Here is a 24,012-nt window from a genome sequence, read left to right on the forward strand (position 1 = left end):
ATAAGAAGAGCCCTTTTGATCAAAAGGAAACGGAGGACATCTATGTTTGTTCATACAGTGCAGTCTGGCGACTCGTTATTTTCCATCAGCAGAAAGTACGGATACCCTGTTGACAGCATCAGAGGCGTCAACGGGCTTGAGGAAACGAATATCGTTCCGGGGCAGGCGCTTTTAATCCCTCTTAATGAATATACGGTTCAGCCGAATGATACGTATGCCGTTATCGCAGGTAAGGCTTATGTGCCGCAGATGCAGCTGATGCAGGCAAACCCGGATATTCCGCCGAACCGGCTGCGGGCGGGTATGAAAGTGAAGATCCCTGATATCTCTAACTATCTTGCGGGAACCCTGCAATTTTATGTCATTCGGACGCCTGAAGCGGATAGAGAGCTAATTAATGATTTTGCGCCGTATTCTTCGGCGATTTCTTTGTTTGAATATCATTTTGGCCCGAACGGAGACATCATTAACGATTTAAACGACAGAACCGCAATAGAAACCACATGGCAGAACAGAGTGCGCCCGCTTGCCGTCATTACGAATCTGACAGAAGGGGGATTCAGTCCGGAATTAGCCCATCAAGTGCTGCAAAATCCGACGGCAAGAACGAATCTCGTCAACAATATCGTCTCCTTAACCGTAAGAAAGGGATACGGCGGTGTAAATATCGATTTTGAACGGATCAGAGAAGCTGACAGGGACCTCTTCACAGGATTTCTCCGGCAGTTAAAAACCCGGCTTTCAGAGCATCAGCTCGCGTTAACGATATCGGTTCCGGCAAAAACAAGTGATGCAGTGCCGTGGCTGAGGGGATATGATTACGGCGGAATCGGAGCCGTCGTCGATTATATGTTCATTATGGCGTACGACTGGCACCACGCCGGCAGTGAGCCGGGACCCGTGGCGCCTTTGACAGAGGTCAGGCAAACGATCAATTTTGCCATCAGCAGGGTGCCGAGAAGAAAAGTGATTCTCGGTGTTCCGCTGTATGGGTATGATTGGGTGATTCCGTACCGTCCGGGAACGATAGGATCCGCCATCTCCAATCAGCGCGCCATGGAAACGGCCATGAAGCATCAATCAGTGATCCGTTATTCCCAGCAGGAGCGTTCCCCTTACTTCCGGTATACTGATGAAAATGGAAGAACGCATGAAGTGTGGTTTGAGGATGTGCGGAGCATGAGTGAAAAAATGGTTCTCGTTCGGGAGTTCGGACTGCAGGCGATCGGCGCGTGGCAATTAACGCTCGGTTTCAAACCGGGCCCGTGGCTGCTTAGGAACTTTTTCACGATCCGAAAAATATAGCTGCATGTCCCGCTCCGTAAGTAATTTTTTTTCCTATGATAACGGATCTTCTTTTGGACAATCTAAAATTGAACAGGAGGTCTGTCATATGAAGAAAAGGGAAGAGCAGTATATCAACGAGGCTGAGTATGTACCGCATCCGACAAAAGAAGGGGAGTACGCGCTCATGCTGCATGAATCCTATCATTTCCTTTCAGAAGAGGATGAAAGCGATTTGCCGGAATAAGGGCTTTATGCCTTTATTCCGTTTATTTTATAGGCATGTGCTGAAATCACAAATTTAAGGTTGACACATTCCTTTTTTTTCTGTAATCTCAGTGTGTCAATTCAAATAAGAACTTCGTTAGGTGAGGCTCCTGTATGGAGATACGCTGCTGCCCAAAAATGTCCAAAGACGCCAATGGGTCAACAGGAATCATCGACATAAGGTGATTCTTAACGCAGCTGGATGGCTGTCCTATGCCATACAGTGCTAAAGCTCTACGATTGGAGGCCCCGCACGTTTATTTGCCGTGCTTGTTTTCGCCTTCATATCAGAAGGTTTTTTTTATGCCTCAAAACGTACACGACTGAGCATGATAAGGAGGTGCGGAGTATGGATTCTCCCCATTCGAGTATGTCAGAAGAAGTACCCATATACAGCCAGATAACCAGTGACGACATGATGAGGAGACAAACCGCCGCACTTCCCTTGACGGACGGCGCGTCTCCGTAAAGGAGGTACGAGTCCCGATGGTCCAAAACATGACCTATGACGAACTCATATTACGCATTATCATTTTATTGCGGGACGGAAAAATAAAAGAATTCCGAAACATGATAGATGAGCTTCAGCCCTATGACATGGCATTTTTGTTTAAAGAAATGCCGGAAAAGCACCGGGCCCGCTATCTGTCATATATGACGGTTGATGACATCACCGACATGATCGGAGAGCTGGAGCGGGAATTTCAGCTTGCCGTTTTGCATAAAGTCGGTAAAACGAAAGCCACTCTCGCAATGAATAAAATGGATAACGACGATCTCGCCGCATTGCTGGAAGAGATGGATGAAGAACTGAAAGAACAGCTTTTATCCAGCATGGAGGCTGAGGAATCAAAGGCCGTGCAGCTTTTGATGAACTATCCGCAAGAATCGGCGGGCCGGATGATGACGAACCGCTTCGTCTGGATTCCGCAGCATTATACAGTAAAAGATGCGGTTGTGAAGCTGAAAAGCTTTGCAGAAATCGCAGAATCAATAAATTATTTGTACGTGATTAATGACAGCAAGCAGCTTGTCGGAGTGCTCTCTTACAGAGATTTAATTCTCGGCGAGCCTGAGGATAAAGTGCAGGATCTCATGTTTACACGTGTCATCTCGGCCGGGGTGCTCCAAGACCAGGAAGAAGTCGCCCGGCTGATCCAGCGGTATGACTTTTTAGCCATTCCGATCGTGGAAGAAAATCATGTGCTTGTGGGTATTGTCACTGTCGATGATATTATTGACGTCGTGATTAAAGAAGCCGATGAAGATTACGAAAAATTCGCAGCCTCCGGTAAGGCGATTACATTTGATACGAAAGCGTACGTTGCGGCGTACCGCCGTTTGCCGTGGCTCATTCTGCTTTTGTTTATCGGATTGATTTCCGGAAGCATTCTGAATTATTTTGAAGATACATTACAAAAAGTAGTCGCCCTCGCGTTTTTCATGCCGATGATCGCGGGAACGACGGGTAATACAGGCACACAGTCACTCGCCGTCGTCATCAGAGGACTGGCTAAAGAAGAAATGAATAAAAAAACCATCTTTAAACTGATTTTCCGTGAATTAAGAACCGGTATCTACATCGGCATCGTCTGTGCGATCGCGATTACGATTGTCGCAACCGTCTGGCAGAAAGACTTAACGCTCGGTTTTGTCGTCGGTTCATCGCTGCTTGCAACGTTGATTATCGGTACGATGGCCGGAACGATCGTCCCTATTATTCTTCATAAACTGAACATTGACCCGGCGATTGCATCAGGACCGCTGATTACGACGCTGAACGATATTTTGTCCTTATTAATTTATTTCGGCATTGCAACTGCATTTCTTCATGCTTTATAAAAAAAGTCCGTCTCACAGGGGGACTGACCCCCGTTTTTGAGACAGGGATCAAAACACCTGTAAGCAGCCAGCTGTCGGTATGTGACCGGCGGCTGGTTGTTTAGTTTCGTTTGAATACGAATGTTGTTATAATAGTATATATAGGTTTCGACAGTTTGCTCTACGATGGTCGTCGTAGTGCTTTCCAACCTGTCGAGGTAGAACGTTTCAGACTTTAGTGAGGAATGAAACGATTCGATGGAGGCATTATCAGCGGGTGTCCCTTTGCGGGACATGCTCATGGTAATGCCTTTTGTTTTAACAGCTTTCTGATACTCATAAGATGTATAAACAGAACCTTGGTCACTATGTAACACGCAGTTCTCTGGCAGTACGGGCAGCTGATCAAGTGTGTGTAAGACAAAATCTGTGTCCTGTCTATCGCCAATCGTAAAAGCAATCACTTCTCCATTGTATAAATCCAATATACTGGAAAGATACAATTGTTTCTGCCCATAAGGCAAATATGTGATATCCGTTACTAGCTTTTCCAGAGGGCGATCAGACTGAAAGTTCCGATCTAATATATTCTCGGCCACGGCATATGGCTGCCCATTCTTCTTGCGCTTTTTCACCTTAACCCGGCATTGCCACTGATTTTTCTTCATAATGCGCTGAACCGTTTTATGATTAATACGCATTCCCTTTTTTAATATGGCTGTGATTTTCCGATAGCCATATCGATACTTGTGTTCTCGGCACAACGTGCCGATTTGTTTTTCTAAATGGTATTTAGGGTTATCTTTCATCAGATTCTTCTTCCAACGATAATAAGATGCTCGTGAGATACCTAAATGAATACAGATATCCTGTATGGTCATTGTGCCGCGCAATGCTTCTACAAGCTCGACTGGCGTTTCGCTATCAGCTTCCTTTCCAATTCGTTGTACTTTTTTAACACTTCATTCTGTTGTCTCAGATAACGATTTTCTGCCTGCAGTTTCTCTAATTCGGAAGAATACTCTGGACCTTTTCCATAAGAATATTGCTTTCCGACAGGTTGTTCGAATCGATGTGTGTCCCCAGCTTTATACCACCTGACCCATGTCTGCACCTGCGTCTTATTCTTTATATTCAATTCCTGCATGATCTCCTTCACAGGCACGCCCGCCAATCTCATTTCTACAGCCTTCTGTTTGACTTCAACCGGATAACTCACTCTTGCCCTCATAGAAAAACACCTCCAAGTCTAATTTCGGATAACAACGATCCGTTTTCAAACTTGAAGGTGTTTTTTGTTTGTCTCATATTATGGGGTCAGTCCCCACAGGAGGCGGACTTTTTTTATCAGCGGTTTTTATACTTAAAATGAGCATTAAGCTGGCCTTCCAGCATTTTTTTGCGGAGCTGCGGGTCGTTTTTGAGAGCCTGTTCTTTTTTTCGCATGTCTTTTAAAATCTCAGCCGTCTGCACGCCGTCTTCCCGCTTGTTGGCAATATCCATCAGCCGCTCAACGTCCGCGAAGGAATACTTTCTCGTTCCCCGTGATGAACGCTGCGGGTAGATTAATTTCCGTTCTTCATAGTATCTGATCTGTCTGACTGACAATCCGGTTAATTCGCTTACAATGCCGATCGAGATTACTTTTTTATCTTTGTAAGATTGTTCGTCTGTCGTCATTTTTCCACCCCTGGATGTCTTTTACTCATATTATATAAGAAAAAAAGAGAAAAAACCTGACGCTTGTCAGGTTTTCTGACGCGGAATAGAAAATTTTAGAAAAAAAGCGGCAGAAAAATTGACAAGGTTAATGCATGGTCCTGTGCCCCCGTTTTATGCTTACTATACAGACACAATGAGGAGGAAGGATAGGAATGGAGAAAGAAAAAGCGGTTTCGCTGGCAAAAGAAATCATTGAATTAGATATGAAACGCGATGAAATGCTGGAGGCGTTCATGCAGCTTGCCGGGGAACACGCTTTTCCGCTGCTCAGAGCCGTCCAGAACGGACTTTACCGAAAAACATCATAATCTACAGAAGTTTTACAATGGCTTTATACGTCTTTGATATAAAAGCGTTATTCTGATCATAGAATAACGGAAAAACAAAGGAGGCCGCCATGAGTCGTTTGCTTCAAAATGCATTGGACAAAGAGAGAAACCATTATTCCAAAAAGCTTCTGCAGATCGGAGTCTATACGAAAGAAATACTCAATTCCATGACAATTACGGAGCTGAGAAAGGAATACGCGTATTTTTTTCGGAACATTCCCTATAAAGAACGGAACCCTTATACAAATTAAATGATGTATAAGGGTATTTTTTTATATAAAAAAGAAGGAATTCTGAAAAACGGCACGAATAGAATATAAAACAAAGATCGACTCTTATGAATTGTAAGGGTTTACATTATTTTTTTATAAAAATCTTAAATACGGGGTAGATATGATGAGATTATCATTTAACGAAGAAGAAGTGATGCGTTCGATGAATTTGTACAAAGTTTTTGCAAGGGCTTTCAAGAGTGTGTCTGAACACAGCATCCGCGACAGTAAAGAACACGGTTTTAATCCGACTGAATTTGCCGTTTTGGAGCTGCTCTATACGAGAGGACCGCAAAAGCTTCAGCAAATCGGGTCGCGTCTTTTGCTTGTCAGCGGGAATGTCACCTATGTCATCGACAAGCTTGAAAGAAACGGGTTTTTGGTCAGAGAACAAGACCCGAAGGACAAACGGTCTGTTTACGCCCATTTAACTGATAAAGGAAACGAGTATTTGGATAAAATTTATCCGATTCATTCATTGAGAATTGCGAGAGCGTTTTCAGGACTTATGCCTGAGGAACAGGAACAGCTGATAGCCTTACTGAAAAAAGCGGGAATTCACAGCCAGCATTTGCTTTTCCGTTAAAAGAAAGCGGATACAGACACTCTTCTTCACGAAGAGTGTTTTTTTTCTGTTCCGGACAGTAGAGCCTGAAGCGGTTTTTGCATAAGCTGATACAGGTCGGCATCATTATTTACCAATCATAATGTGACACGCCCCATGCCAAAATATGAGGGTGCTTTGATTATAAAGAAGGTGAACATGTGAGAAGCTGTCTGCTGTCTATATGGTACTTACTTGATCCGCTTTATTTCTTCTTTACCCGGCTGACGCTGATTGATAAACGGCAATCGAATGTATTCCGCGTCCGTTTGACTAGATATAAAGGAAAAGATGTCATCCTGAGCGACGGAACCAGAATTAAAAAAAACGACGTGTTAGTTAAGATTCATCTTCATAATGTCAAACTCCTGAAAGAGCTGCAGCCTATTGAAAGCGCGGTCAGAAGGGGGATTATGCTATATCAGAAGGTATATCAATCCATGCCTCATTTAGCGGATTATATTAACCAGCATAAACGGAAAGACGAGATTAAGGGAGTCGTCGGCATTACAATGCTTCATAAAGGAGCTGCGAGACTCGGTTTTGATGTGATAAAACCGTCCAGCGGCTGCTACAGGCTGTTTAAGAAAGCGGCCCATATTCCGATTTTATACTTTACTGCAAAACAGCTCACCCTCAAAAACATTCCTTACTCCTGCTATTTATTTATTTCCAAAGAAAAATTGATGTGCACGTATCAGACTGAAAAGAGCTGACAAAAAGCGTCAGCTCTTTCTCTTGATTTGCTCAAGCACGATTGAAAGCGGGCCGTCCTGCGGGTTCCGGTAAAAATCATAAAACGGATCTCCCTCTGTCCTGACGCGGTTCACTACTGTATCGATCGTATAATCATCAGGTGTTAAAGAGGAGTTGACTTCGCTCCAATAAAGGGGAGCCGCAACCGTTCCCAATTCGTTGCCCCGGGTCGAATAGGGGGCGATAATGGTTTTCCCTTCGGCATGCTGCAAATAATCTAGGTAGAGTCTGCCGTTTCGGTTTTTGATAAACCGCTCTGTCGTAAAAAGATCCGGCCGCGTCCTGACGCAATAATCGGCGATGAGCATTGTGAACGCACGGGTTTCTTCATAGGTGAATGCTTCCGGTGAAAGCGGGATGTAGAGCTGAATGCCTTTATTTCCGGAGAGCTTCGGGAATGACGTAATGCTGAATGAGTCAAACAGCTGTTTCAGCACATGCGCAGCCTCCACTGCCATAGGAAAATCATTCCTTGACGGAGGATCAAGATCAATGACAATCTCTGCGGGCCTTTCAGAATGCACTGTCTGAAACGGAACGTGAAATTCAAGCGCCAGCTGATTAGCCAGCCATAAAAGTGACGGTATGCTGCTGCATACGATGTGCTCGTGGCTCCCGTCAAACACGCTTGAGACAAAGTCCGGCGTGTAGTCCGGTTTGTTTTTTTGAAAAAAAGATTCGCCAAACGCGCCGTGCGGATAACGGATCACCGTGACGGCCCGATCTTTAAGAAAGGGCATAAGAAAATCGCTCATTTTCACCATATAACTAAGGAAATCTGCTTTCGTTTTTTCACGTTTTTTAAAAACAATCTTATCCAGGCTTGTGAACTGCAGCTTCGGCGGCAGCGTTTTAGAGTGAAGGATAAGCTGCTGATACGTGCATTCCGTCCAATCCATTTCAAACTGAAAAGACACAAAAGATACTTCACGCAGCGTGTCCTGCAATATGGTTAAATACTGAACGGTCATGCAGATAGAAGGCTCAAGTGTATACTCGCCGCTGTTTTGTTTTTTTCCGTGGGTCTCCATAATGGTTCTGACGGCGTTTTTTTCTTCCGCCTGCATGCCGTGGGAAACGGAAGCGATCGGGACGGCGGTGCCGTCTTTTAAAACAGAGGCCGTTACATACCCGTTCTTCGGATTAAACCCGGTTAATAGCACATGTGCCGTTTTCATATGTTTATACTTTTGCCAGTCGGGAGAGCGTTTATTTTCCGCCCAGCCGCTGGAAGCCCTTTTTGCTACGATACCTTCTCCGTCATGGCGGACGACCTTGTCCCAAAGCGCATCAAAGTCAGTGTGTTCCGGAATGTATTGAATCGCTTCTTCCGCTAAGTGATGAGGGCAGGCGGGAAGATTTGCTTCTTTAAGCAGTTTGGAAAGGGCGCGTTTCCGTTTCACATACGGTAATGAGACGGTGCCGGCGCCTTCCAGAACGAGGAGATCAAATGCCAGAAAGCGGCACGGCCGTCTATCAGCGGTGCTTTCAATTGCTTCCGTCCGTTTTAAACGTCCGCGGATTTGAAGATGCTCAAAGTCCGCTCTGTACGGATTGATTAAATAGACAAGCTCTCCGTCAAGCGTAATGGGGAACCTGTCTTTCATGTGCTGAAAACACCGGGCCGCAAAAGCCGTGATTTCCGGAAATTGATTCGTCAGCGTCTGTCCGTTTCTGCTGGTTAATGTAACGCCGCTTTCGTCTATGCGGAGAAGACAGCGGAATCCGTCATACTTTACCTCATAGCGCCACTCACTGCCTTCAGGCGGTACAGAGGTCAAAATCGGCTGCATCGTCAGCACCATGATTAAGACGTTCCGGCTTTTTGTCTGGTCGTTTTCTGCTTTTTGCCTCCGCCGCCTGCTGACGCGGCGTCTTTTGTCCGCGCCGGTGCAGCCTGTTCGCGATCCGGCCGCTTCGTCCGGTCAATGCTTGCCTGAAGCGCGCTGACAAGATCAATGACATCTTCGCGCGGGCCGGCAGCAGCCGGTGTCACGCCGGCTTCTTCATGTTCGAGCTTATCGTTAATTTTAGCGAGAAGGGCTTTCCGGTATGTGTCTTCGTATTGTTCCGGGTCAAACTCGGTTGTCAGCTCATTAATTAACGTAATCGCCGTCTGCAGCTCTTTTTCATTAACGGCTGTCTGCTCGGGAACGCCCGGCACATGTCCGGCATTTCTGACTTCATCCGGATAATGAATGGATTCCATCACGATGCAGTTGTCATACACGCGAAGAATCGCAAGCTGCTGTTTAGAGCGGATCGTAATGGAGGCAATCCCGATTTTACCCGTCGTCCTCAGCGCTTCCCGCAGAAGTGTATAGGCTTTTGTGCCGTTATCTCCCGGCCCAACATAATATGACCGGTTAAAATAAATCGGATCAATTTCCTGCAGCTGGACAAAGTCAACAATCTCAACCGCTTTTTCTTCATGTTCCTGTTTTACGTCTTTCAAGTCTTCGTCTGTCATAATGACGTATTTCCCTTTTACATACTCATAGCCTTTCACGATTTCATCAGGTTCCAGACTTTTTTCACATCCGGTGCAGATTTTTTCGTATTTAATCGGCGCATGGTCTTCTTTATGAAGACTGCGGAATTTTATATCTTTATCTTCAGTGGCCGCAAAGAGCTTGACCGGGATATTGACGAGGCCGAAACTGATCGAACCCTTCCACATCGTGTGCATGAATAAAAACTCCTTTTTGTCTTTATTGTGGATAAACGGGTCCGTTCCATGTGTAGCAACTTATGGGTGTTGCGGCGCTTCATTGAGCGGCTGTTCCATTTCCTCAGGCGGAAATGGTCGGCTGAAAAGGAAATGAATTCTTTATTTACAATCAGTGAATCGATAAGTTCTTTAAAGCGCTGAAGTCCCTGAAAATCATCAGTGGTAATTAAAAAGATTATACAAAATCATTCCCCGGGAAATGCCTACGCATTCCCATGAAGTGACTGAGAAAATTTCCCGCTCCCATATGAACTGAATTCGCGGTCAGCCGCCGCTTCCTTTTCCGGAGATCTTAAGTGATGTAAACGCCGCCAGACAAGCAATCAGGAGACAGGCGGGACGGTGTATTGCGCATGTCATTCCCTCCCGCTATACTGATCTGAAACGACTCACATTTATAAAGGGCATGTCTAAAAGATATTTCAGCCTCAAGGTTTCGTGTTAAAATCATTCTTAAGTTTTGGAATATAGACGTAAGCCGGGAGTGATAGATCATCGAAGATTTCATCATATCAATAATAGAGGCGTTTAAAAGCTTATCTTACGCCGGGATTTTTTTGGCGCTCAGTATAGAATTCATCCCGGCGGAAATTGTTCTTCCGCTTGCGGGCTATTGGGTCTCAAAAGGGGATATGACGCTTGCCGGGACCGTGTTTGCCGGTTCGCTCGGCGGTGTTTCAGGTCCGCTTGTCTTATATGGAATCGGCAGGCTGGGCGGTCGGCCGTTTTTGCTGAAATATGGAAAGTATATATGGATAAAACCCGAATCCCTGCAGAAATCAGATGATTTCTTTCAGAAGCACGGAGGTTTGGTCGCGTTCAGCGGCCGTTTTATACCGGGGGTCAGGACGCTGATTTCTTTGCCGTGCGGCATTGCGAAGATGAATGTCTGGGTCTTCTCTCTATATACATATGCAGCGATGCTGCCGATTACATTTGCTTACGTATACCTCGGAATGAAACTCGGGGAAAATTGGAAAAGCGTCGGTTCCATTCTCGATCAATATATGCTGCCGCTCGGTATATTCATTGTGTTGCTTCTCATTCTTTGGATGTTTTTAAAGAGAAGAAAACAGCGGGCTAAAACAGAAAAAATTTCTCAATTTGTTAAAAAAGTTAAGCGTTGACAAATGATGAAACAGGCTTTATCATGAGCGTATAAACAAATATTTCTTGAAATCCCAAAGGGGAGTAGCGTCCGGATATTCCGGAAACAAAGTCGTCAATTCATGGATCATATCCATCGGCTTTGTTGGCATGCCAATCATTCATGTCTAGCAAGACCTTTGCCTTATATCGGCAAAGGTCTTTTTTGCGTAAAAAACCGCCGGTATAAGCTCGGATGATAGAAAAAAGAAACGGAGGGAATGGATTGGACTTTGCATTATTATTGGAGTATGGATGGGTTCTTCTCGTTTTAATCGGGCTGGAAGGGATTTTAGCGGCGGATAACGCGCTGGTGATGGCTGTGATGGTGAAGCATCTTCCTGAAAAACAAAGGAAGAAGGCTTTATTTTACGGATTGGCGGGCGCATTTATTTTGCGTTTCGGGTCGCTGTTCGCCATTTCTTTTCTGGTGAATGTTTGGCAGGTCCAGGCCGTCGGCGCTTTATATCTGTTTTACATTGCGGTCAGCCATTTGCTGAAGCGGTATGTATTTAAAGATAACGCCGGTCAGAAAATGCAGAAAGAAAGCGGGTTTTGGCAGACTGTCTTGAAAGTGGAGCTCGCGGACATCGCTTTTGCCGTTGATTCCATTTTAGCGGCGGTCGCGCTTGCCGTAACGCTCCCGGGAACTCAGCTTCCTGCCATCGGCGGCTTGGACGGCGGTCAGTTTCTCGTTATTTTAGCCGGCGGCGTAATCGGTTTAATCATTATGCGTTTTGCGGCATCAATGTTCGTATCCTTACTGAAAACCAGGCCGGGCCTTGAAACGGCGGCATTTGTGATTGTCGGATGGGTAGGCGTGAAGCTCGCTCTTTATACATTGGCCCATGAGGAACTCGGTATAATTCCGGCAGATATCATCCATTCGGCGGCCTGGAAAATCATTTTCTGGGCGGTTCTGGCTGCCATTGCGGTTTGCGGATGGTTTATGTCAGGAGCAAAACAAATAGAGTCTGGCGCGGAATCGGAAAAAAGAGAACACGCGTAAAATGATCAAAAAGGGAGTCTGGCTTTTTAAAAAGCAGGTTCCCTTTTTTGTTTGAAACGCTTACATTTAAGACATATGATAACAATTTTATAACAGCATTGTTACAAAAAACACAGAGAAAACCCCCTTAATTCTGCATGGGGGCACGAAATCATGTATAGTACGTCTTATTGGCTTGTCATAATTGAGACAAATGAAATCGATTTCTCTTTTTCTTCCTTTGCGAATCCCTACTAAATTAGCTATGATTATGAGTAGTTATAGGGAGGAACTGAGGTGAAACCAGTGCTTAGCCTTTTGTTTAAATTGGGAAAAAAGAAGCAAACGCTTGAAACATCTGTTGAAAAAATACAAAAAGGCGACAAAGATCTGCAGAACGATTTAATACAGCAATATAAGCCTTTTATCGCGAAGACGGTTTCATCCGTTTGTAAACGATATATAGATGAAAAAGACGACGAATTCAGCATCGGGCTGATCGCGTTTAACGAAGCCATTGAAAAATATTCGGCTGAAAAAGGTAATTCGCTGCTTGCATTTGCAGAGCTGATTATAAAAAGAAAAGTGATAGACTATATCAGAAAAGAAGCAAGAACCGCTCAGCATATCAATATGGATGTGCAGGAAGGCGACGACCAGGAATCTTCGCAGAGCCTTATCGAAGCGGAGCTTTCCATTGATGAATACCGCAAACAGATAGAACAGGAACAGCGCCGGGAAGAAATTCTTTTTTTTCAGAAGCAGCTGAAAGAATACGGCCTGTCTTTTAAAGAGCTGCTGGAACAATCGCCGAAGCATACAGATGCGAGGCAGAATGCGATTAAGGTAGCCTACACGCTTGTTGAAAATGAAGAGCTGGCGTCCATTTTGCACCAGAAAAAACAGCTTCCTGTCAAGCAGCTGGAGCAGCTCGTGTCGGTCAGCAGAAAAACGATCGAACGGAACCGAAAATATATCATCGCCATGAGTATTATTATTACCGGTGATTATATTTATTTAAAAGATTATCTTAAAGGGGTGTTGCACTCATGAGAAGAGGGATCATAGTAGAGAAAAATAAAAAATTCGTCACGTTGCTAACCCCTGACGGACAATTTTTAAAAACAAAAAATGATCACCGCACTTGTGAAATCGGAGAGGAAATTACGTTCGAAGGCGAAACGCGTATGGGAAGAAGGGCCAGCTTTTTTGATTTTCTGAAACTGCGCCCTTTTAAATTGGGAGTGTTTACGATGACTGCTATTATTTTGTTTATTTTAATTTTGCTCCCGGTTTTTTCTGATAACAAAGCTTACGCGTATATGACGCTTGACATTAATCCCAGCATTGAAATGGCTTTAAACAGCAAATATGAAGTCATTGAACTGACACCGCTGAACCATGACGCCAAACAGGTCATCAGTGACATCGGAGATTGGAAAAGCAGCGATTTTAAGGAAGTCATCAGTAATATTATTACCGATTGCAGCAAGCATGGATATGTAAAGGAATCAAAAGAGATTTTAATTTCCACGGTTTATGAAAATACAGATGACAATACATATAAAAAAGGCGTTAAAAAACAGCTGGCCGACATGACTGAAAAATATAAGGGCACCTACCAGGTCCAATCGCTTGAATCTGATATGGAAACAAGAGAAAAAGCAAAACAGGAAGGGATGTCAACAGGCAGCTACATAAGAAGAAACGAAAAGAAAACAGAAGAAAAACAGCCTGAAAAGCAAACCGACGGCAATGAAACAGATCAAAAAGATACCGAAACAGACGCTGATCAAAGCGAGCAGCCGGACACAGACAAGCCGGCGGCTGATGAAAAGACAGCTCCTGATGAAGAAAAGGCAGCAGAGAAGCCGGGAAACAATGAAACAACGCCCGGTACGGAAGAAGCGAAGCCGGACAGTCAGGACGGCAATCAGCAAACCGAAAAAAATGCAGCTTCCGGATCAGAGGAAAACACACAGAAGGAACAAGATGGGGAAACAGAGCAGCCCCCAACACAAAATCCTCAGGAAAACGGAAATGACAAAGAGCCTAAGCAAAAGTATTACAATCATTACTGGAATCATGATCGCAATGAACATTGGGAATCCTATCGGCATCATGAAGATTCATCAGACCGAAGGAATCCGAACGGCTACCGGCACGGAAAGGAGAATGCCGATAAATATCAAAATTCGCCGAGAAGTCCCGGCGAATAAGCTGCACTATTGATTTTTCCCGTTTAATTGTGATTGAGCCTGCTGTACAAGACGTTTTGTCATTTCCCCGCCTACAGAGCCGTTTGCGCGTGCTGCTGTATCAGAGCTAAGGTTCACGCCGAATTCTTGAGCCACTTCGTATTTAAATTGGTCAAGTGCCTGCTCAGCCCCTGGAACTAAGAGTTTATTTCTGCTCGCCATCTTTTTCATCTCCTTTTCTCTGGCAAGATGTGTTTTCGCGTTTTAGTTTCAAACGGAACGGTATTGATTATGCTGGCAATTGTTGTACAGCAAAAAAACCCCGGCGCAGACACCGGGGCGAAGAAGCGTTATGAATTATAATAAATGGCTGGTCATTTTATAGGCTGAAGCTTGAATATGGAAAGTCAAAACGGAGAGCACCGTGACGGCGATTATGGATCTGATATTGTTCCATTGTCCGCTTCCGAGTTCTTTAAAGCAGCTTTTGAGCTTGTCCGTCTGCTCTTCGACGAGCTCCTGCAGGCTCGTTTCCTTCATCGGCGGGTTTGCCTTATGATGAAGATAATCAATCACTTGGGCGCAGCTTTCATAGTAGCTGATCGGGCTGATGACGTCGTCTGATCTGTCTGTGATCGTGTTAAAAGCGATTTTTAATATGCCGCGTATATGTTCGAAGTCATAAATTGATTTTAAATCACGTACAATGAGAAGGATGACAGCTTGTTCAATTGTATATTTTTTGCCGAGTAAGGGGTGGCCGATTAAATCTTTAATATCGCGCTTCACCCAGTTTTGGACGGCGGTTGATTTTAAAGACGTCAGCTCGCACAGATTTCCCAGCTCGACAATCTCGTTAGTTGAAAGCCCGTATTCCTTTTTCTCTTTTTTTCGTTCGAATCTCGTCAGAAATTCAGGGATATGCAGACGGCTTTCCGCTTCATCCAAGGTCATATCCGCTGATTGCAATAAGATTTGGAGAGGGGTTGCGTCTCCTTGGCCTTTTAGCGCGTAAAGAAGCCGGACCATATCAGTTCGGGTCAGTTTAAACGTGTTCATGGTTCACCTCTGATTGATTACGTGTTACTTTCTAATATCAATGGGAATTACATTAACATCATACGTCGAAATTGTTGCATTTTCAAACAGATCATTTATAATTTAAGTAAATAAGTTCTTTTGATCTTAAAAAAGACGGAGGTAATTATGGCGAAAAGAATATTTCTGTTTATTTTAACGAACCTTTTGGTCATTACGACAATCGGAATTGTGCTTACGATTATTACAAGCGTTACCGGTGTCGGCTCGTATATACAAAATGGCCGCATTGATCTGATGGCATTGCTCGTGTTCAGTCTTGTCGTCGGTTTTGTCGGTTCTTTTATTTCTCTCGGAATGTCCAGATGGATGGCCAAAACGATGATGGGCGTCCGGGTGTTAAATCCGAAGAAACAGTCGCTCAGCTATGAAGAACAGCAATTGGTTGACCGTGTGCACAGATTGTCCCGTGCCGCAGGGATGACGAAAATGCCTGAAGTCGGCATTTATCATTCCCCGGAGGTCAATGCTTTTGCGACCGGACCTTCTAAGCGCCGTTCGCTTGTCGCGGTTTCTTCAGGTTTATTGCAGCAGATGGATGATGCTGCGGTGGAAGGGGTCCTTGCCCATGAAGTCGCACACATCACAAACGGTGATATGGTCACGATGACGCTGCTGCAGGGAATCGTCAATACGTTCGTCGTATTCCTTTCCCGAATCGCGGCATGGGTTGCAAGCCGCTTTGTCAAAGAAGACCTCGCGCCGGTCGTTCATTTTATCGCGATGATCGTGTTTCAGATTATCTTTTCCATTCTCGGCAGTCTTGTCGTCTTCGCCTACTCGCGTCACAGAGAGTTTCACGCTGACCGCGGCGGTGCAGACCTTGCCGGCAAGGATAAAATGATTCACGCCCTGCGTACGCTGAAGTCTTATACAGGACATGTGAATGAAGAGGACCAGACGGCGGTGCAGACGTTAAAAATTAACGGTAAAAAGCATTCGTCACTGTTCTCCACACACCCTGATCTCGATGAGCGCATCCGCAGGCTGGAAGCAAAATAATCAACAAAACCTCTGACAATCGTTTCAGAGGTTTTTTGTTTAAAGATCGGCAAATTACATAAGGTAATGAAAAATCTTTCTAAAAAGCCCTTTAAAAATACTCCCAATATCATTAGAATAATTACGTACTACATTTGAGAGGCAGAAGGAACTATCTTATGAAATTAACACTGAAGAAATTCATACAGATCTTGTCGCCTGCACAGCTGATTGCATTATATTATTTTCTTGCTGTGACGGTGGCATTTATTTTGCTAAGTCTGCCGGCCGCCCACAAACAAGGGGCCAGCTGGTCGTTTATAGACGCGCTGTTTACGGCTGTCAGCTCAGTCAGTGTCACCGGTTTAACGGTCGTCAACACGGCTGATACATTCAGCACGGCCGGGATTGTCATTTTGGCTTTCGTGCTTCAATTCGGCGGAATCGGCATCATGACGCTCGGAACATTCGTCTGGCTCATTATGGGCAAACGGATCGGTCTGCGGGAACGGAAGCTCATCATGGTGGATCAGAATCAATCGCAGTTTTCCGGTATCGTCAACCTGATGAAGCAAGTGCTGTTTTTGATTTTATTAATCGAGTTTTTAGGCGGCATCATCTTAGGAACATATTTTTTAACGTATTATGATTCGTTTGAACAGGCGTACTTGCACGGATTCTTTGCGAGCGTCAGCGCCACGACAAACGGCGGTTTTGATATTACGGGAAATTCACTCGTCCCGTTCAGACATGACTATTTCGTGCAGTTTATTACGATGCTCCTGATTATTTTCGGTGCGATCGGTTTTCCGGTGCTCGTAGAAGTAAAGGACTTTTTGTTTTCAAAACAGCGCAGATACTCATTCACGCTGTTTACGAAAATTACGACCGTTACGTTCGGAATGCTCGTTTTGTTCGGAGCCGTGGGCATTTACGCGCTTGAAGCAAGCCATGTCATGAAGGGGAAAAGCTGGCATGATGTTTTATTTTTATGTCTCTTTCAATCAACCGCTACGCGAAGCGGCGGGCTTGCGACAATTGATATCAGCCAGCTGTCGGCGCCGACATTATTTTTCATCTGCGCCCTCATGTTCATCGGCGCATCACCGAGCTCGGTCGGCGGCGGAATCCGTACGACGACGTTTGCGCTTAACCTTCTTGCACTGTTTCATTTTGCCCGGGGAAATAAAGCGGTCAAGGTCTTTAAACGCGAGCTTCACCAGGCTGATGTCATGAAGTCGCTGGTCGTTACGATGATGGCGATTCTGCTCGTGTTCGGATCGACGCTGATTCTGGCCGTGACCGAGAAAAATCAGACGCTCCTCGGACTGCTTTTTGAAGTGTGTTCCGCATTCGGAACGACCGGCCTGTCGCTTGGGATTACTCCGCATTTAAGCGACATCGGAAAATGCGTCATCATGATTGTCATGTTTATCGGCCGGATCGGCATTTTGACCTTCCTTTATCTGATCGGCCGAAAAGAAATCGAAGCAAATTATCACTATCCGAAGGAAAGAATGATTATCGGCTGACACCGCTTTTCAGAAAGCGGTGTTTTTTATTGCCGTAAAATGGATGAGTGGAAACAGTTTCTTTGGAGAATCTACTTGTAAAGAGGTGACGTCATTGTTTACCGTATTTTGGAAGTCGGTAGTTATGATAGCGGTCGGTACCTTTTTATTGCGGATTGCCGGACGGAAATCAATCAGCCAGCTGTCGGTGACCCAGACAGTCATCATGATTTCGATCGGCTCGATTATTATTCAGCCGTTTATTGAACATAATTTATGGGAAACTATTTTCGCGGCGGCGATTTTTATTGCGGTATTAATCCTGATGGAATATTTAGAAATCAAATCAAGCTTTTTTGAGTTTTTATTTTCAGGAAAAACCGTCGCCGTTGTCAGAAACGGAAAAATCATCCCGGAAAACTTAAAAAAAATGCGTTTTACCGAAGCTCAGCTGTCAATGAGGATCAGGCAGGAAGGCCTCGGAGACATTCAAGATTTTAAATATGTGCTGCTTGAGCCGAACGGACAGATCGGCTATGAACTCATTGATGAGGCCAAAAACGTGACAGTGCGCGACTTGAAAAAAATGCTTGATGAATTCAAAACAGATTTGCTGACAGAAGGAGGAAATCAAATGAAACGCAAAGCAGCAAAGAATGAAGCTTTGACCAACAACAACACACCGACTGAGAGCATGGACAAAGATGCATACAAAACACAATATGACGGTGATCCCGGACTGAGAGGCGCAAACCGCAAATCAAAACACGGCAAACAAGGAGGCGAGTAACATGACGAAAAAAAACCGCCACAGCAAAGACATGCAAAACCATAAAAAGCCGATGGACCCTAAATTGCTTGAAGAAGAGTTTGCAAGCGAGCTCGGTGATTATAACGCCGGAAAATGGATTGAAACGCTTGAACAGACGAAGCCAAAGAAAAAAGAAGACGGCAAACAATAAAAAATACCTCTTAGGCGATAACGCTTAAGAGGTATTTTGCATTATTTCGAATAAGCACCGTTTCTTGTTCCTTTCACCGCTTCAAGCCAGCCGGTGATCCGCAGCTCAATAAACGGCTGTGCGGCCGTTTTCACCGCATTGCTGGAGAGAATGGACGTAAGAGCGGCCGTTAACATTAAGAGCATGACTAAATTCTGATAATCAGACAAGTGATCTTCAAGCCCGATCTGCCGCAGCGTTTTTATAATGAATCCATGCAGCAGATACACGTAAAATGTTCTCGTACCCCATTTCGTAAAGAAATAACGCTTTTGCGGAACGAGCGCCAAAAAGCTGAAAGTGGCGGCAAAGGCCAAAACATACCAGCCGATGCGCGACAGACCGCTCAACAGCGACACTGTGCCGAATGTAGAATAAGGCTCCGATCCGAACAGCCACGAGTAATCAAAATCAATACACCAGCATAAGAGGAAAACAATCCCCAGTACGCCCGCGGCAATCTGCCTGCCTCTTTTAGCCCGAAGCAAATCAAAGTGCCGTTTCTTTAAATAAAACCCGACGAGAAACATCGGAAGAAAAACAAACGTCCGTGAAAGACTCAGCGTGCTGCTGATAAAATCAAGATACCCGATCATGACGGCAAGCCCGCAGCTCGCCCCAAGCGCCCACATTTTCGGCAGCTTCGTAAAGGGGTAAAGCAGCAGATTCCAAAAGAATAAGCTGACTAAAAACCAGAGAGACCACTGCGGATCAATCGGATTGACGCTTGCCATGCTTTCATCCTGAATCAAATAGTAAAAAACTGAGTAAATGCCCTGAAAAATCAAGTACGGAATAATCAGCTTCACAGCCAGCTTCTTCACATAACCTTTCCGCTTAAAGTTTTTTGCGAAATAGCCGGAAACCAGGATAAAGGCCGGCATATGAAAAGTATAAATGAATTTGTAGAGATGGAGCATAAACTCATTTCCGTTAATAAATGACCGGAGGATATGGCCGAACACCACCAGAAAAATCAAGATAAACTTGGCGTTGTCAAAGTAACTGTCTCGCGATTTTGTCATAGCATCACCTTCTCTTCAAAAATCATCCACTGCATGATTATTTCCTGTTGGTGTTCATTTTAAAATAAAAAACAAAAAATTGAAGGAGGACAAAAGGGATTGTTAGGATGATGTAATGGGGAGGTAAGGATCGTAGAAAAAGACTTTAACTTGTCATATCATTGAAATTTTCTGAAATGTATAGGGCGAATGAAGGAAGATGAGGTATTTTGTAGAAATATTGAAGGATAGGTTTTTGAAGAAGGAGTGTACTGAATGGCTGAAACTCTGGATTTGCAAACAAAAGAGTCGCTGAAAGAGCAGCTGAAGCGGATGAAAGAGGAAAATGACCGCCTGAAGAGTGATTTGAACCGGTATCACGTGATTATGAATAACACGCTTGATGCCATTTTTATATGCCGTAAGGAAATGAAAATCGTCCAGGCGAACGAGGCGGCGGCCCGGATGATGCAGATTGAGGCAGAGAGCCTCATTAACCGCTCCGTCCTGGATTTTTTATATTCCGTGCCTCAGGAAGAACTGAATAAGGCCGTGAAAAAGTTTTTAAAAAAAGGCCATCTGTGGAAAGAGGTGCCGATTAAGCTTGACAGCGGCGCGACGAAATACATTGAATTCCTCGCCAGAGACGGAATTGGGGAGGATTATTTTTTTGTGGTGATGAGGGACATCTCCTCTAAAAAAATATTAGAGCGCGAATTCTCCATGAACGAGCAGCTGTTTAAAGATTTGTTTGACAGGGCTGTCGACGGCATCGTGCTGTTTGATAAGGACGGCGGGTTTATTGATGCGAACCTCTCTTTTTGCAAAAGCTTTGAGATCGGCCAGAATGAATTGTCCCATCTGTCGCTCCGCCATTTTACCGACGGAGAAAACAAAAAGCATCTGAAAGAAATCTGGGAAACCCTCCGCAGAAAAGGAAACGCCAAAGGAGAACTGCCCGTCAAGCTTCGGTCGGGCGAAGAGAAGCTGTTTGAATTTACGATTACGTCCAACTTAATCAGCGGGTTCTACATGTCCATTATGAGGGACATAACAGAGAAACGGTTGATGGAATTGAAACTTTTTAAAAGCGAAGAGCGATTCCGCGAAATTTTTGAAAACGCCATGGACGCGATTGTCATTTGGTCTGATGACGGAAAGATTGCCAAAGCAAACGAATCGGCGTGCCGCATTTTCGAACTGCCGATGGATAAGCTGGTGGAGACGAATTTATGTACGTTTATCGTTGATCCGCAGAAAAAATATAAGCAGATTAAGAAAAAATATGAAAAATACGGGGAAATCCGTGAAGAAATGCTGTTTCAGATGGCAAACGGCCAATTTAAAGAGCTGGAATTCACATCAAAACGAACCATACTTGAAGGTCAGCATTTAACCATTTTAAGAAATGTCAGCGATCGTAAGCGGATGGAAAAGGAATTGCGGGAAAGCGAGCTGAAGTTCAGAAAGGTATTCAACGGCTCAATGGACGGCAAGGTCTTATTTGACAACCAATTCCGCATTATTGACGCGAATCCTCTCGCAAGCCGTATACTCGGTATGCCGGATGAGGAGCTGAGAGCGTACACCGTTCCGGATATTCTTTCTTTATTTGATATTGAAAACGCGGGTGTTCCCGCCAGAAAGATTGATTTAGAAGGAATGGATAATGAAATCCCCTTCCTGTTAAGCAGCAGCGACAGCCGCAAACTGGAATTCTCCTTCAAAAGAAATATCATTCAAAATATGAATCTGGCCATCTTTAAAGATGTCACAGAGGCCAAAGAGCTTGAAGAGAGGCTGCGGAAATCCGATACTCTTCATGTTGTAGGGGAGCTGGCGGCGGGCATCGCCCACGAAATCAGAAACCCGATGACGGCGCTGAAAGGGTTCATTCAGCTTCTTCAAGGAAGCATTGAAGGCGAATATTCTCTGTACTTTAACGTCATTACCTCAGAATTAAAACGCATCGAGTCTATCATCACTGAATTTTTAATTTTAGCGAAACCCCAGGCGATATTATATGAAGAAAAAGACGTGACGCAGATTATGAAAGACACGGCTGATCTTCTGAATGCCCAGGCCAATCTTGTCAATGTGCAGATCCATCTGAACCTGACCGGAAACATCCCGCCGATTTACTGTGAACCGAATCAATTAAAACAGGTGTTTATCAATATTTTAAAAAACGCCATTGAAGTCATGCCGGGCGGCGGCAATATCTACGTGACCATTCAGTCTTCTGATCAAGACCACATTTTGATTTCTATTCAAGATGAAGGAACAGGCATTTCCGAAGACAAATTAAAACGTCTGGGTGAACCATTTTACACGACAAAAGACAGGGGAACGGGTCTCGGTCTCATGGTCAGCTATAAAATCATCGAAGAGCATCAGGGACGCATTCATGTGGAAAGTGAAGAAGGGAAGGGCACCGTTTTTCATTTGACGCTTCCGATCCGGCAGAATACCGAAGAAAGAAGGAGCGGGGAATGATCTGTTTTACAAGTGTGAGAGCGCCGTTTGGAACCGTCATCATAACAGAGGAAGAGAGCTTTATTACCGGCCTGTTTCTCACCGGGGAAGATTTTGAGGAATGGCGGAAAGACGCGCCCGGCGTAAAGCCGTGCGAAACCGCTTTGCTGTCGGAGGCGAAACAGCAGCTGGCATCATATTTTTCAGGAGAAAGAAAGCAATTCTCTCTGCCTCTGAGACAAAAAGGCACACCCTTTCAGGAAAGGGTATGGAACGCGCTGACGATGATTCCTTACGGGGAATCCCGAAGCTACGGCGATATAGCTGAAGCGATCGGGAAACCGAAAGCGGTGCGCGCCATCGGACAAGCCAATAAACGAAACCGGCTGCCGATTTTGATCCCGTGCCATCGGGTAATCGGCAAAAACAGCGCCTTAACGGGATACGCGGGCACGAAGACGGATGTAAAAGCGGTGCTGCTGAACATCGAACAAATATCCTATAATGAAAAATAAAGCGTATGGCACGTTCCGTTTTTTCACGTCCGACATATCATTTTATTAAGTGAAAAAAGTTGGTCTGATGAAAAAGGAGGACGAAGCCTGATGAAAATGAGCCGTCCGCAAAAGATAGCCGGTTATGCAGAGCTGTTTTTTAAAATGCATCTTATTACAGCCGTCCAAAAAGATAAAGTGATTACATTGTGCAGACAAAAAAACCGCTGACATTGCCTGAGGCAATATCATCAGCGGTTTTTCAGCTCAGCTGGCAGTCAGCGAATAATTGTTCAATTTCTTCCGTGTAAGAGTCGGTCACAATTCCTTTCTCGGTTATAATGCCGGAAATCAGGCTGCCCGGTGTGATGTCAAAGGCCGGATTGAAGACCGGCACATCCTCGGGAGCGGTGCGTATGCCGGAGATCTGTCTGACTTCATCCGGATCTCTTTCTTCAATCGGAATCTGATCGCCGTTTTCAATCTGCAAGTCAAATGTCGAAAGCGGTGCGGCAACAAAAAACGGAATTTGAAAGGCGTTTGCCAAAATAGCGAGGCCGTACGTTCCGATTTTGTTGGCCGTATCACCGTTTTTTGCAATTCTGTCAGCGCCGACAATGACTGCAGAAATATGTTTTTCCTTCATTGTATGGGCGGCCATGCTGTCCGTAATGAGCGTGACATCAATTCCGCCCTGCATCAGCTCCCACGCCGTCAGCCGTGATCCTTGGAGAACGGGTCTTGTTTCACATGCGTAGATATGAAGGCCGAGGTCTTTTTGTTTCGCTAAGTAAAAGGGAGCAAGCGCCGTACCGTATCGGCTTGTGGCAATCGAGCCCGCATTGCAGATGGTCATGATCTGGTCGCCTTTTTTAAAAAGGTGCAGCGCATTTTGGCCGATCATTCGGCATGTTTCTTCATCCTCAATCTGAATTTGAATGGCTTCATGAACGAGCGTTGTCTTCGCTTCATTGATTGAGATCGCATCCCTGATGGAATCCGTCAGTCTGTCAAGCGCCCACGCGAGGTTGACGGCAGTGGGCCTCGAACTGTTTAAATACGCTTTGACATCCGCGAACTGACGTCGGAAATCTGAAAGGTCGCGGGCTTCAAACGACTTGGCGGAGAGCGCGAGTCCGAACGCCGCGGTTATACCGATGGCCGGGGCGCCCCTTACTTTCAGCGTGACAATCGCGTCGAATACATCTTCCTTTGTTTCAAGTTCCGCATATTCAGTGACGTCGGGAAGCTTTTGCTGATTTAAAATGCGGATGTAGGTTTCTTTCCATTCTACAGAACGGGGGATGGCAAATTCATTGGTCATGCTGCA

The 24,012-nt window shown here is 44.9% G+C and carries 24 protein-coding genes, 2 pseudogenes and 1 riboswitch; of the genes and pseudogenes, 18 read left to right on the forward strand and 8 right to left on the reverse strand.

Annotation, left to right across the window (positions count from 1 at the left end):
• The first annotated feature begins 42 nt into the window (after nucleotides 1-42).
• From NYE62_RS06730 to mgtE, 3 genes are all read left to right on the forward strand, one after another.
• Nucleotides 43-1,305 (forward strand): glycoside hydrolase family 18 protein, encoded by a 1,263-nt coding sequence (locus NYE62_RS06730; RefSeq protein ID WP_241458155.1) that lies wholly within the window; start codon nucleotides 43-45, stop codon nucleotides 1,303-1,305.
• 88 nt (nucleotides 1,306-1,393) lie between these two features.
• On the forward strand, nucleotides 1,394-1,531 hold the full coding sequence (locus tag NYE62_RS06735; RefSeq protein WP_003154740.1) for a transcriptional regulator SplA domain-containing protein: 138 nt from the start codon (nucleotides 1,394-1,396) through the stop codon (nucleotides 1,529-1,531).
• A gap of 106 nt (nucleotides 1,532-1,637) precedes the next feature.
• A riboswitch (M-box (ykoK) riboswitch) is annotated at nucleotides 1,638-1,803 on the forward strand.
• 234 nt (nucleotides 1,804-2,037) lie between these two features.
• Nucleotides 2,038-3,393, forward strand: a complete 1,356-nt coding sequence (mgtE, locus tag NYE62_RS06740; RefSeq protein WP_012117400.1) for a magnesium transporter — start codon at nucleotides 2,038-2,040, stop codon at nucleotides 3,391-3,393.
• A 65-nt stretch (nucleotides 3,394-3,458) separates the two neighbouring features.
• On the opposite strand, the pseudogene NYE62_RS06745 reads toward mgtE, so the two are convergent.
• Nucleotides 3,459-4,603, reverse strand: a pseudogene (locus tag NYE62_RS06745) (IS3 family transposase); the annotation flags it as partial.
• A 116-nt stretch (nucleotides 4,604-4,719) separates the two neighbouring features.
• Nucleotides 4,720-5,052 carry a MerR family transcriptional regulator TnrA gene (gene tnrA, locus NYE62_RS06750; RefSeq protein ID WP_003154734.1) on the reverse strand — a complete coding sequence of 111 codons (333 nt, stop codon included), beginning with the start codon at nucleotides 5,050-5,052 and terminating at the stop codon, nucleotides 4,720-4,722.
• 194 nt (nucleotides 5,053-5,246) lie between these two features.
• Here tnrA and NYE62_RS06755 point away from each other — a divergent pair, with 194 nt between their 5' ends.
• The 4 genes from NYE62_RS06755 to NYE62_RS06770 all read left to right on the forward strand — a co-directional run bounded on the left by NYE62_RS06755 (nucleotide 5,247) and on the right by NYE62_RS06770 (nucleotide 7,015).
• The gene (locus NYE62_RS06755; protein ID WP_003154733.1) at nucleotides 5,247-5,402 is read left to right on the forward strand and encodes a hypothetical protein; all 156 of its coding nucleotides are present in this window, start codon (nucleotides 5,247-5,249) and stop codon (nucleotides 5,400-5,402) included.
• A gap of 89 nt (nucleotides 5,403-5,491) precedes the next feature.
• Nucleotides 5,492-5,674, forward strand: a complete 183-nt coding sequence (locus tag NYE62_RS06760; protein ID WP_003154731.1) for a Fur-regulated basic protein FbpA — start codon at nucleotides 5,492-5,494, stop codon at nucleotides 5,672-5,674.
• A 142-nt stretch (nucleotides 5,675-5,816) separates the two neighbouring features.
• Entirely contained in the window at nucleotides 5,817-6,281 is a 465-nt protein-coding gene (locus NYE62_RS06765; protein ID WP_007610911.1) for a MarR family transcriptional regulator, read from the forward strand.
• Between the two features lie 179 nt (nucleotides 6,282-6,460).
• On the forward strand, nucleotides 6,461-7,015 hold the full coding sequence (locus NYE62_RS06770) for a hypothetical protein (protein WP_015417328.1): 555 nt from the start codon (nucleotides 6,461-6,463) through the stop codon (nucleotides 7,013-7,015).
• A 9-nt stretch (nucleotides 7,016-7,024) separates the two neighbouring features.
• Here the strand turns inward: NYE62_RS06770 and NYE62_RS06775 are convergent, their stop codons facing one another.
• The gene (locus NYE62_RS06775; RefSeq protein WP_342497313.1) at nucleotides 7,025-8,860 is read right to left on the reverse strand and encodes a DNA ligase D; all 1,836 of its coding nucleotides are present in this window, start codon (nucleotides 8,858-8,860) and stop codon (nucleotides 7,025-7,027) included.
• A gap of 2 nt (nucleotides 8,861-8,862) precedes the next feature.
• A complete protein-coding gene (locus tag NYE62_RS06780) occupies nucleotides 8,863-9,744 on the reverse strand; it encodes a Ku protein (protein WP_007610913.1) in 882 nt (293 codons plus the stop codon).
• Nucleotides 9,745-10,343: 599 nt separating this feature from the next.
• Here NYE62_RS06780 and NYE62_RS06785 point away from each other — a divergent pair.
• From NYE62_RS06785 to NYE62_RS06800, 4 genes and pseudogenes are all read left to right on the forward strand, one after another.
• Nucleotides 10,344-10,913: a DedA family protein gene (locus NYE62_RS06785; protein ID WP_007407212.1), complete on the forward strand. Its 570-nt coding sequence runs from the start codon at nucleotides 10,344-10,346 to the stop codon at nucleotides 10,911-10,913.
• A gap of 130 nt (nucleotides 10,914-11,043) precedes the next feature.
• Nucleotides 11,044-11,941 (forward strand): annotated as a pseudogene (locus NYE62_RS06790) (TerC family protein).
• Between the two features lie 276 nt (nucleotides 11,942-12,217).
• Entirely contained in the window at nucleotides 12,218-12,973 is a 756-nt protein-coding gene (gene sigI / locus NYE62_RS06795) for an RNA polymerase sigma factor SigI (protein WP_003154719.1), read from the forward strand.
• Nucleotides 12,970-14,139: an anti-sigma factor domain-containing protein gene (locus NYE62_RS06800; RefSeq protein ID WP_014417566.1), complete on the forward strand. Its 1,170-nt coding sequence runs from the start codon at nucleotides 12,970-12,972 to the stop codon at nucleotides 14,137-14,139. Before sigI ends, NYE62_RS06800 begins: the two co-directional genes overlap by 4 nt.
• 6 nt (nucleotides 14,140-14,145) lie before the next feature.
• Here the strand turns inward: NYE62_RS06800 and NYE62_RS06805 are convergent, their stop codons facing one another.
• Nucleotides 14,146-14,340: an alpha/beta-type small acid-soluble spore protein gene (locus tag NYE62_RS06805; RefSeq protein ID WP_003154717.1), complete on the reverse strand. Its 195-nt coding sequence runs from the start codon at nucleotides 14,338-14,340 to the stop codon at nucleotides 14,146-14,148.
• 135 nt (nucleotides 14,341-14,475) lie between these two features.
• Nucleotides 14,476-15,177, reverse strand: a complete 702-nt coding sequence (locus NYE62_RS06810) for a DUF1836 domain-containing protein (protein WP_080129853.1) — start codon at nucleotides 15,175-15,177, stop codon at nucleotides 14,476-14,478.
• Between the two features lie 147 nt (nucleotides 15,178-15,324).
• Here NYE62_RS06810 and htpX point away from each other — a divergent pair, with 147 nt between their 5' ends.
• From htpX to NYE62_RS06830, 4 genes are all read left to right on the forward strand, one after another.
• Nucleotides 15,325-16,218, forward strand: a complete 894-nt coding sequence (gene htpX, locus NYE62_RS06815; RefSeq protein WP_007407207.1) for a protease HtpX — start codon at nucleotides 15,325-15,327, stop codon at nucleotides 16,216-16,218.
• Between the two features lie 158 nt (nucleotides 16,219-16,376).
• Entirely contained in the window at nucleotides 16,377-17,729 is a 1,353-nt protein-coding gene (locus NYE62_RS06820; RefSeq protein WP_033574635.1) for a TrkH family potassium uptake protein, read from the forward strand.
• A gap of 94 nt (nucleotides 17,730-17,823) precedes the next feature.
• On the forward strand, nucleotides 17,824-18,498 hold the full coding sequence (locus NYE62_RS06825) for a YetF domain-containing protein (protein WP_042635144.1): 675 nt from the start codon (nucleotides 17,824-17,826) through the stop codon (nucleotides 18,496-18,498).
• Between the two features lies 1 nt (nucleotide 18,499).
• Nucleotides 18,500-18,670: a hypothetical protein gene (locus NYE62_RS06830; RefSeq protein ID WP_007610936.1), complete on the forward strand. Its 171-nt coding sequence runs from the start codon at nucleotides 18,500-18,502 to the stop codon at nucleotides 18,668-18,670.
• 41 nt (nucleotides 18,671-18,711) lie between these two features.
• On the opposite strand, the gene NYE62_RS06835 is transcribed toward NYE62_RS06830, so the two are convergent.
• The gene (locus NYE62_RS06835) at nucleotides 18,712-19,734 is read right to left on the reverse strand and encodes an acyltransferase family protein (RefSeq protein WP_061861412.1); all 1,023 of its coding nucleotides are present in this window, start codon (nucleotides 19,732-19,734) and stop codon (nucleotides 18,712-18,714) included.
• Nucleotides 19,735-19,989: 255 nt separating this feature from the next.
• On the opposite strand from NYE62_RS06835, the gene NYE62_RS06840 reads away from it, so the two are divergent.
• From NYE62_RS06840 to NYE62_RS06850, 3 genes are all read left to right on the forward strand, one after another.
• Complete coding sequence (locus NYE62_RS06840) at nucleotides 19,990-22,209, forward strand: PAS domain S-box protein (protein ID WP_342497314.1); 2,220 nt, start codon at nucleotides 19,990-19,992, stop codon at nucleotides 22,207-22,209.
• Nucleotides 22,206-22,703 carry a methylated-DNA--[protein]-cysteine S-methyltransferase gene (locus NYE62_RS06845; protein WP_031378785.1) on the forward strand — a complete coding sequence of 166 codons (498 nt, stop codon included), beginning with the start codon at nucleotides 22,206-22,208 and terminating at the stop codon, nucleotides 22,701-22,703. The genes NYE62_RS06840 and NYE62_RS06845 overlap by 4 nt, the downstream gene beginning before the upstream one ends.
• Nucleotides 22,704-22,793: 90 nt before the next feature.
• Complete coding sequence (locus NYE62_RS06850) at nucleotides 22,794-22,913, forward strand: hypothetical protein (RefSeq protein ID WP_223255230.1); 120 nt, start codon at nucleotides 22,794-22,796, stop codon at nucleotides 22,911-22,913.
• Nucleotides 22,914-22,944: 31 nt separating this feature from the next.
• Here NYE62_RS06850 and mtnA read toward each other — a convergent pair whose 3' ends face one another.
• The gene (mtnA, locus tag NYE62_RS06855) at nucleotides 22,945-24,006 is read right to left on the reverse strand and encodes an S-methyl-5-thioribose-1-phosphate isomerase (protein WP_342497315.1); all 1,062 of its coding nucleotides are present in this window, start codon (nucleotides 24,004-24,006) and stop codon (nucleotides 22,945-22,947) included.
• Nucleotides 24,007-24,012 lie beyond the last annotated feature (6 nt).

It is taken from the genome of Bacillus sp. FSL K6-2861, assembly GCF_038630725.1.
Taxonomy (GTDB): Bacteria; Bacillota; Bacilli; order Bacillales; family Bacillaceae; genus Bacillus; species Bacillus velezensis.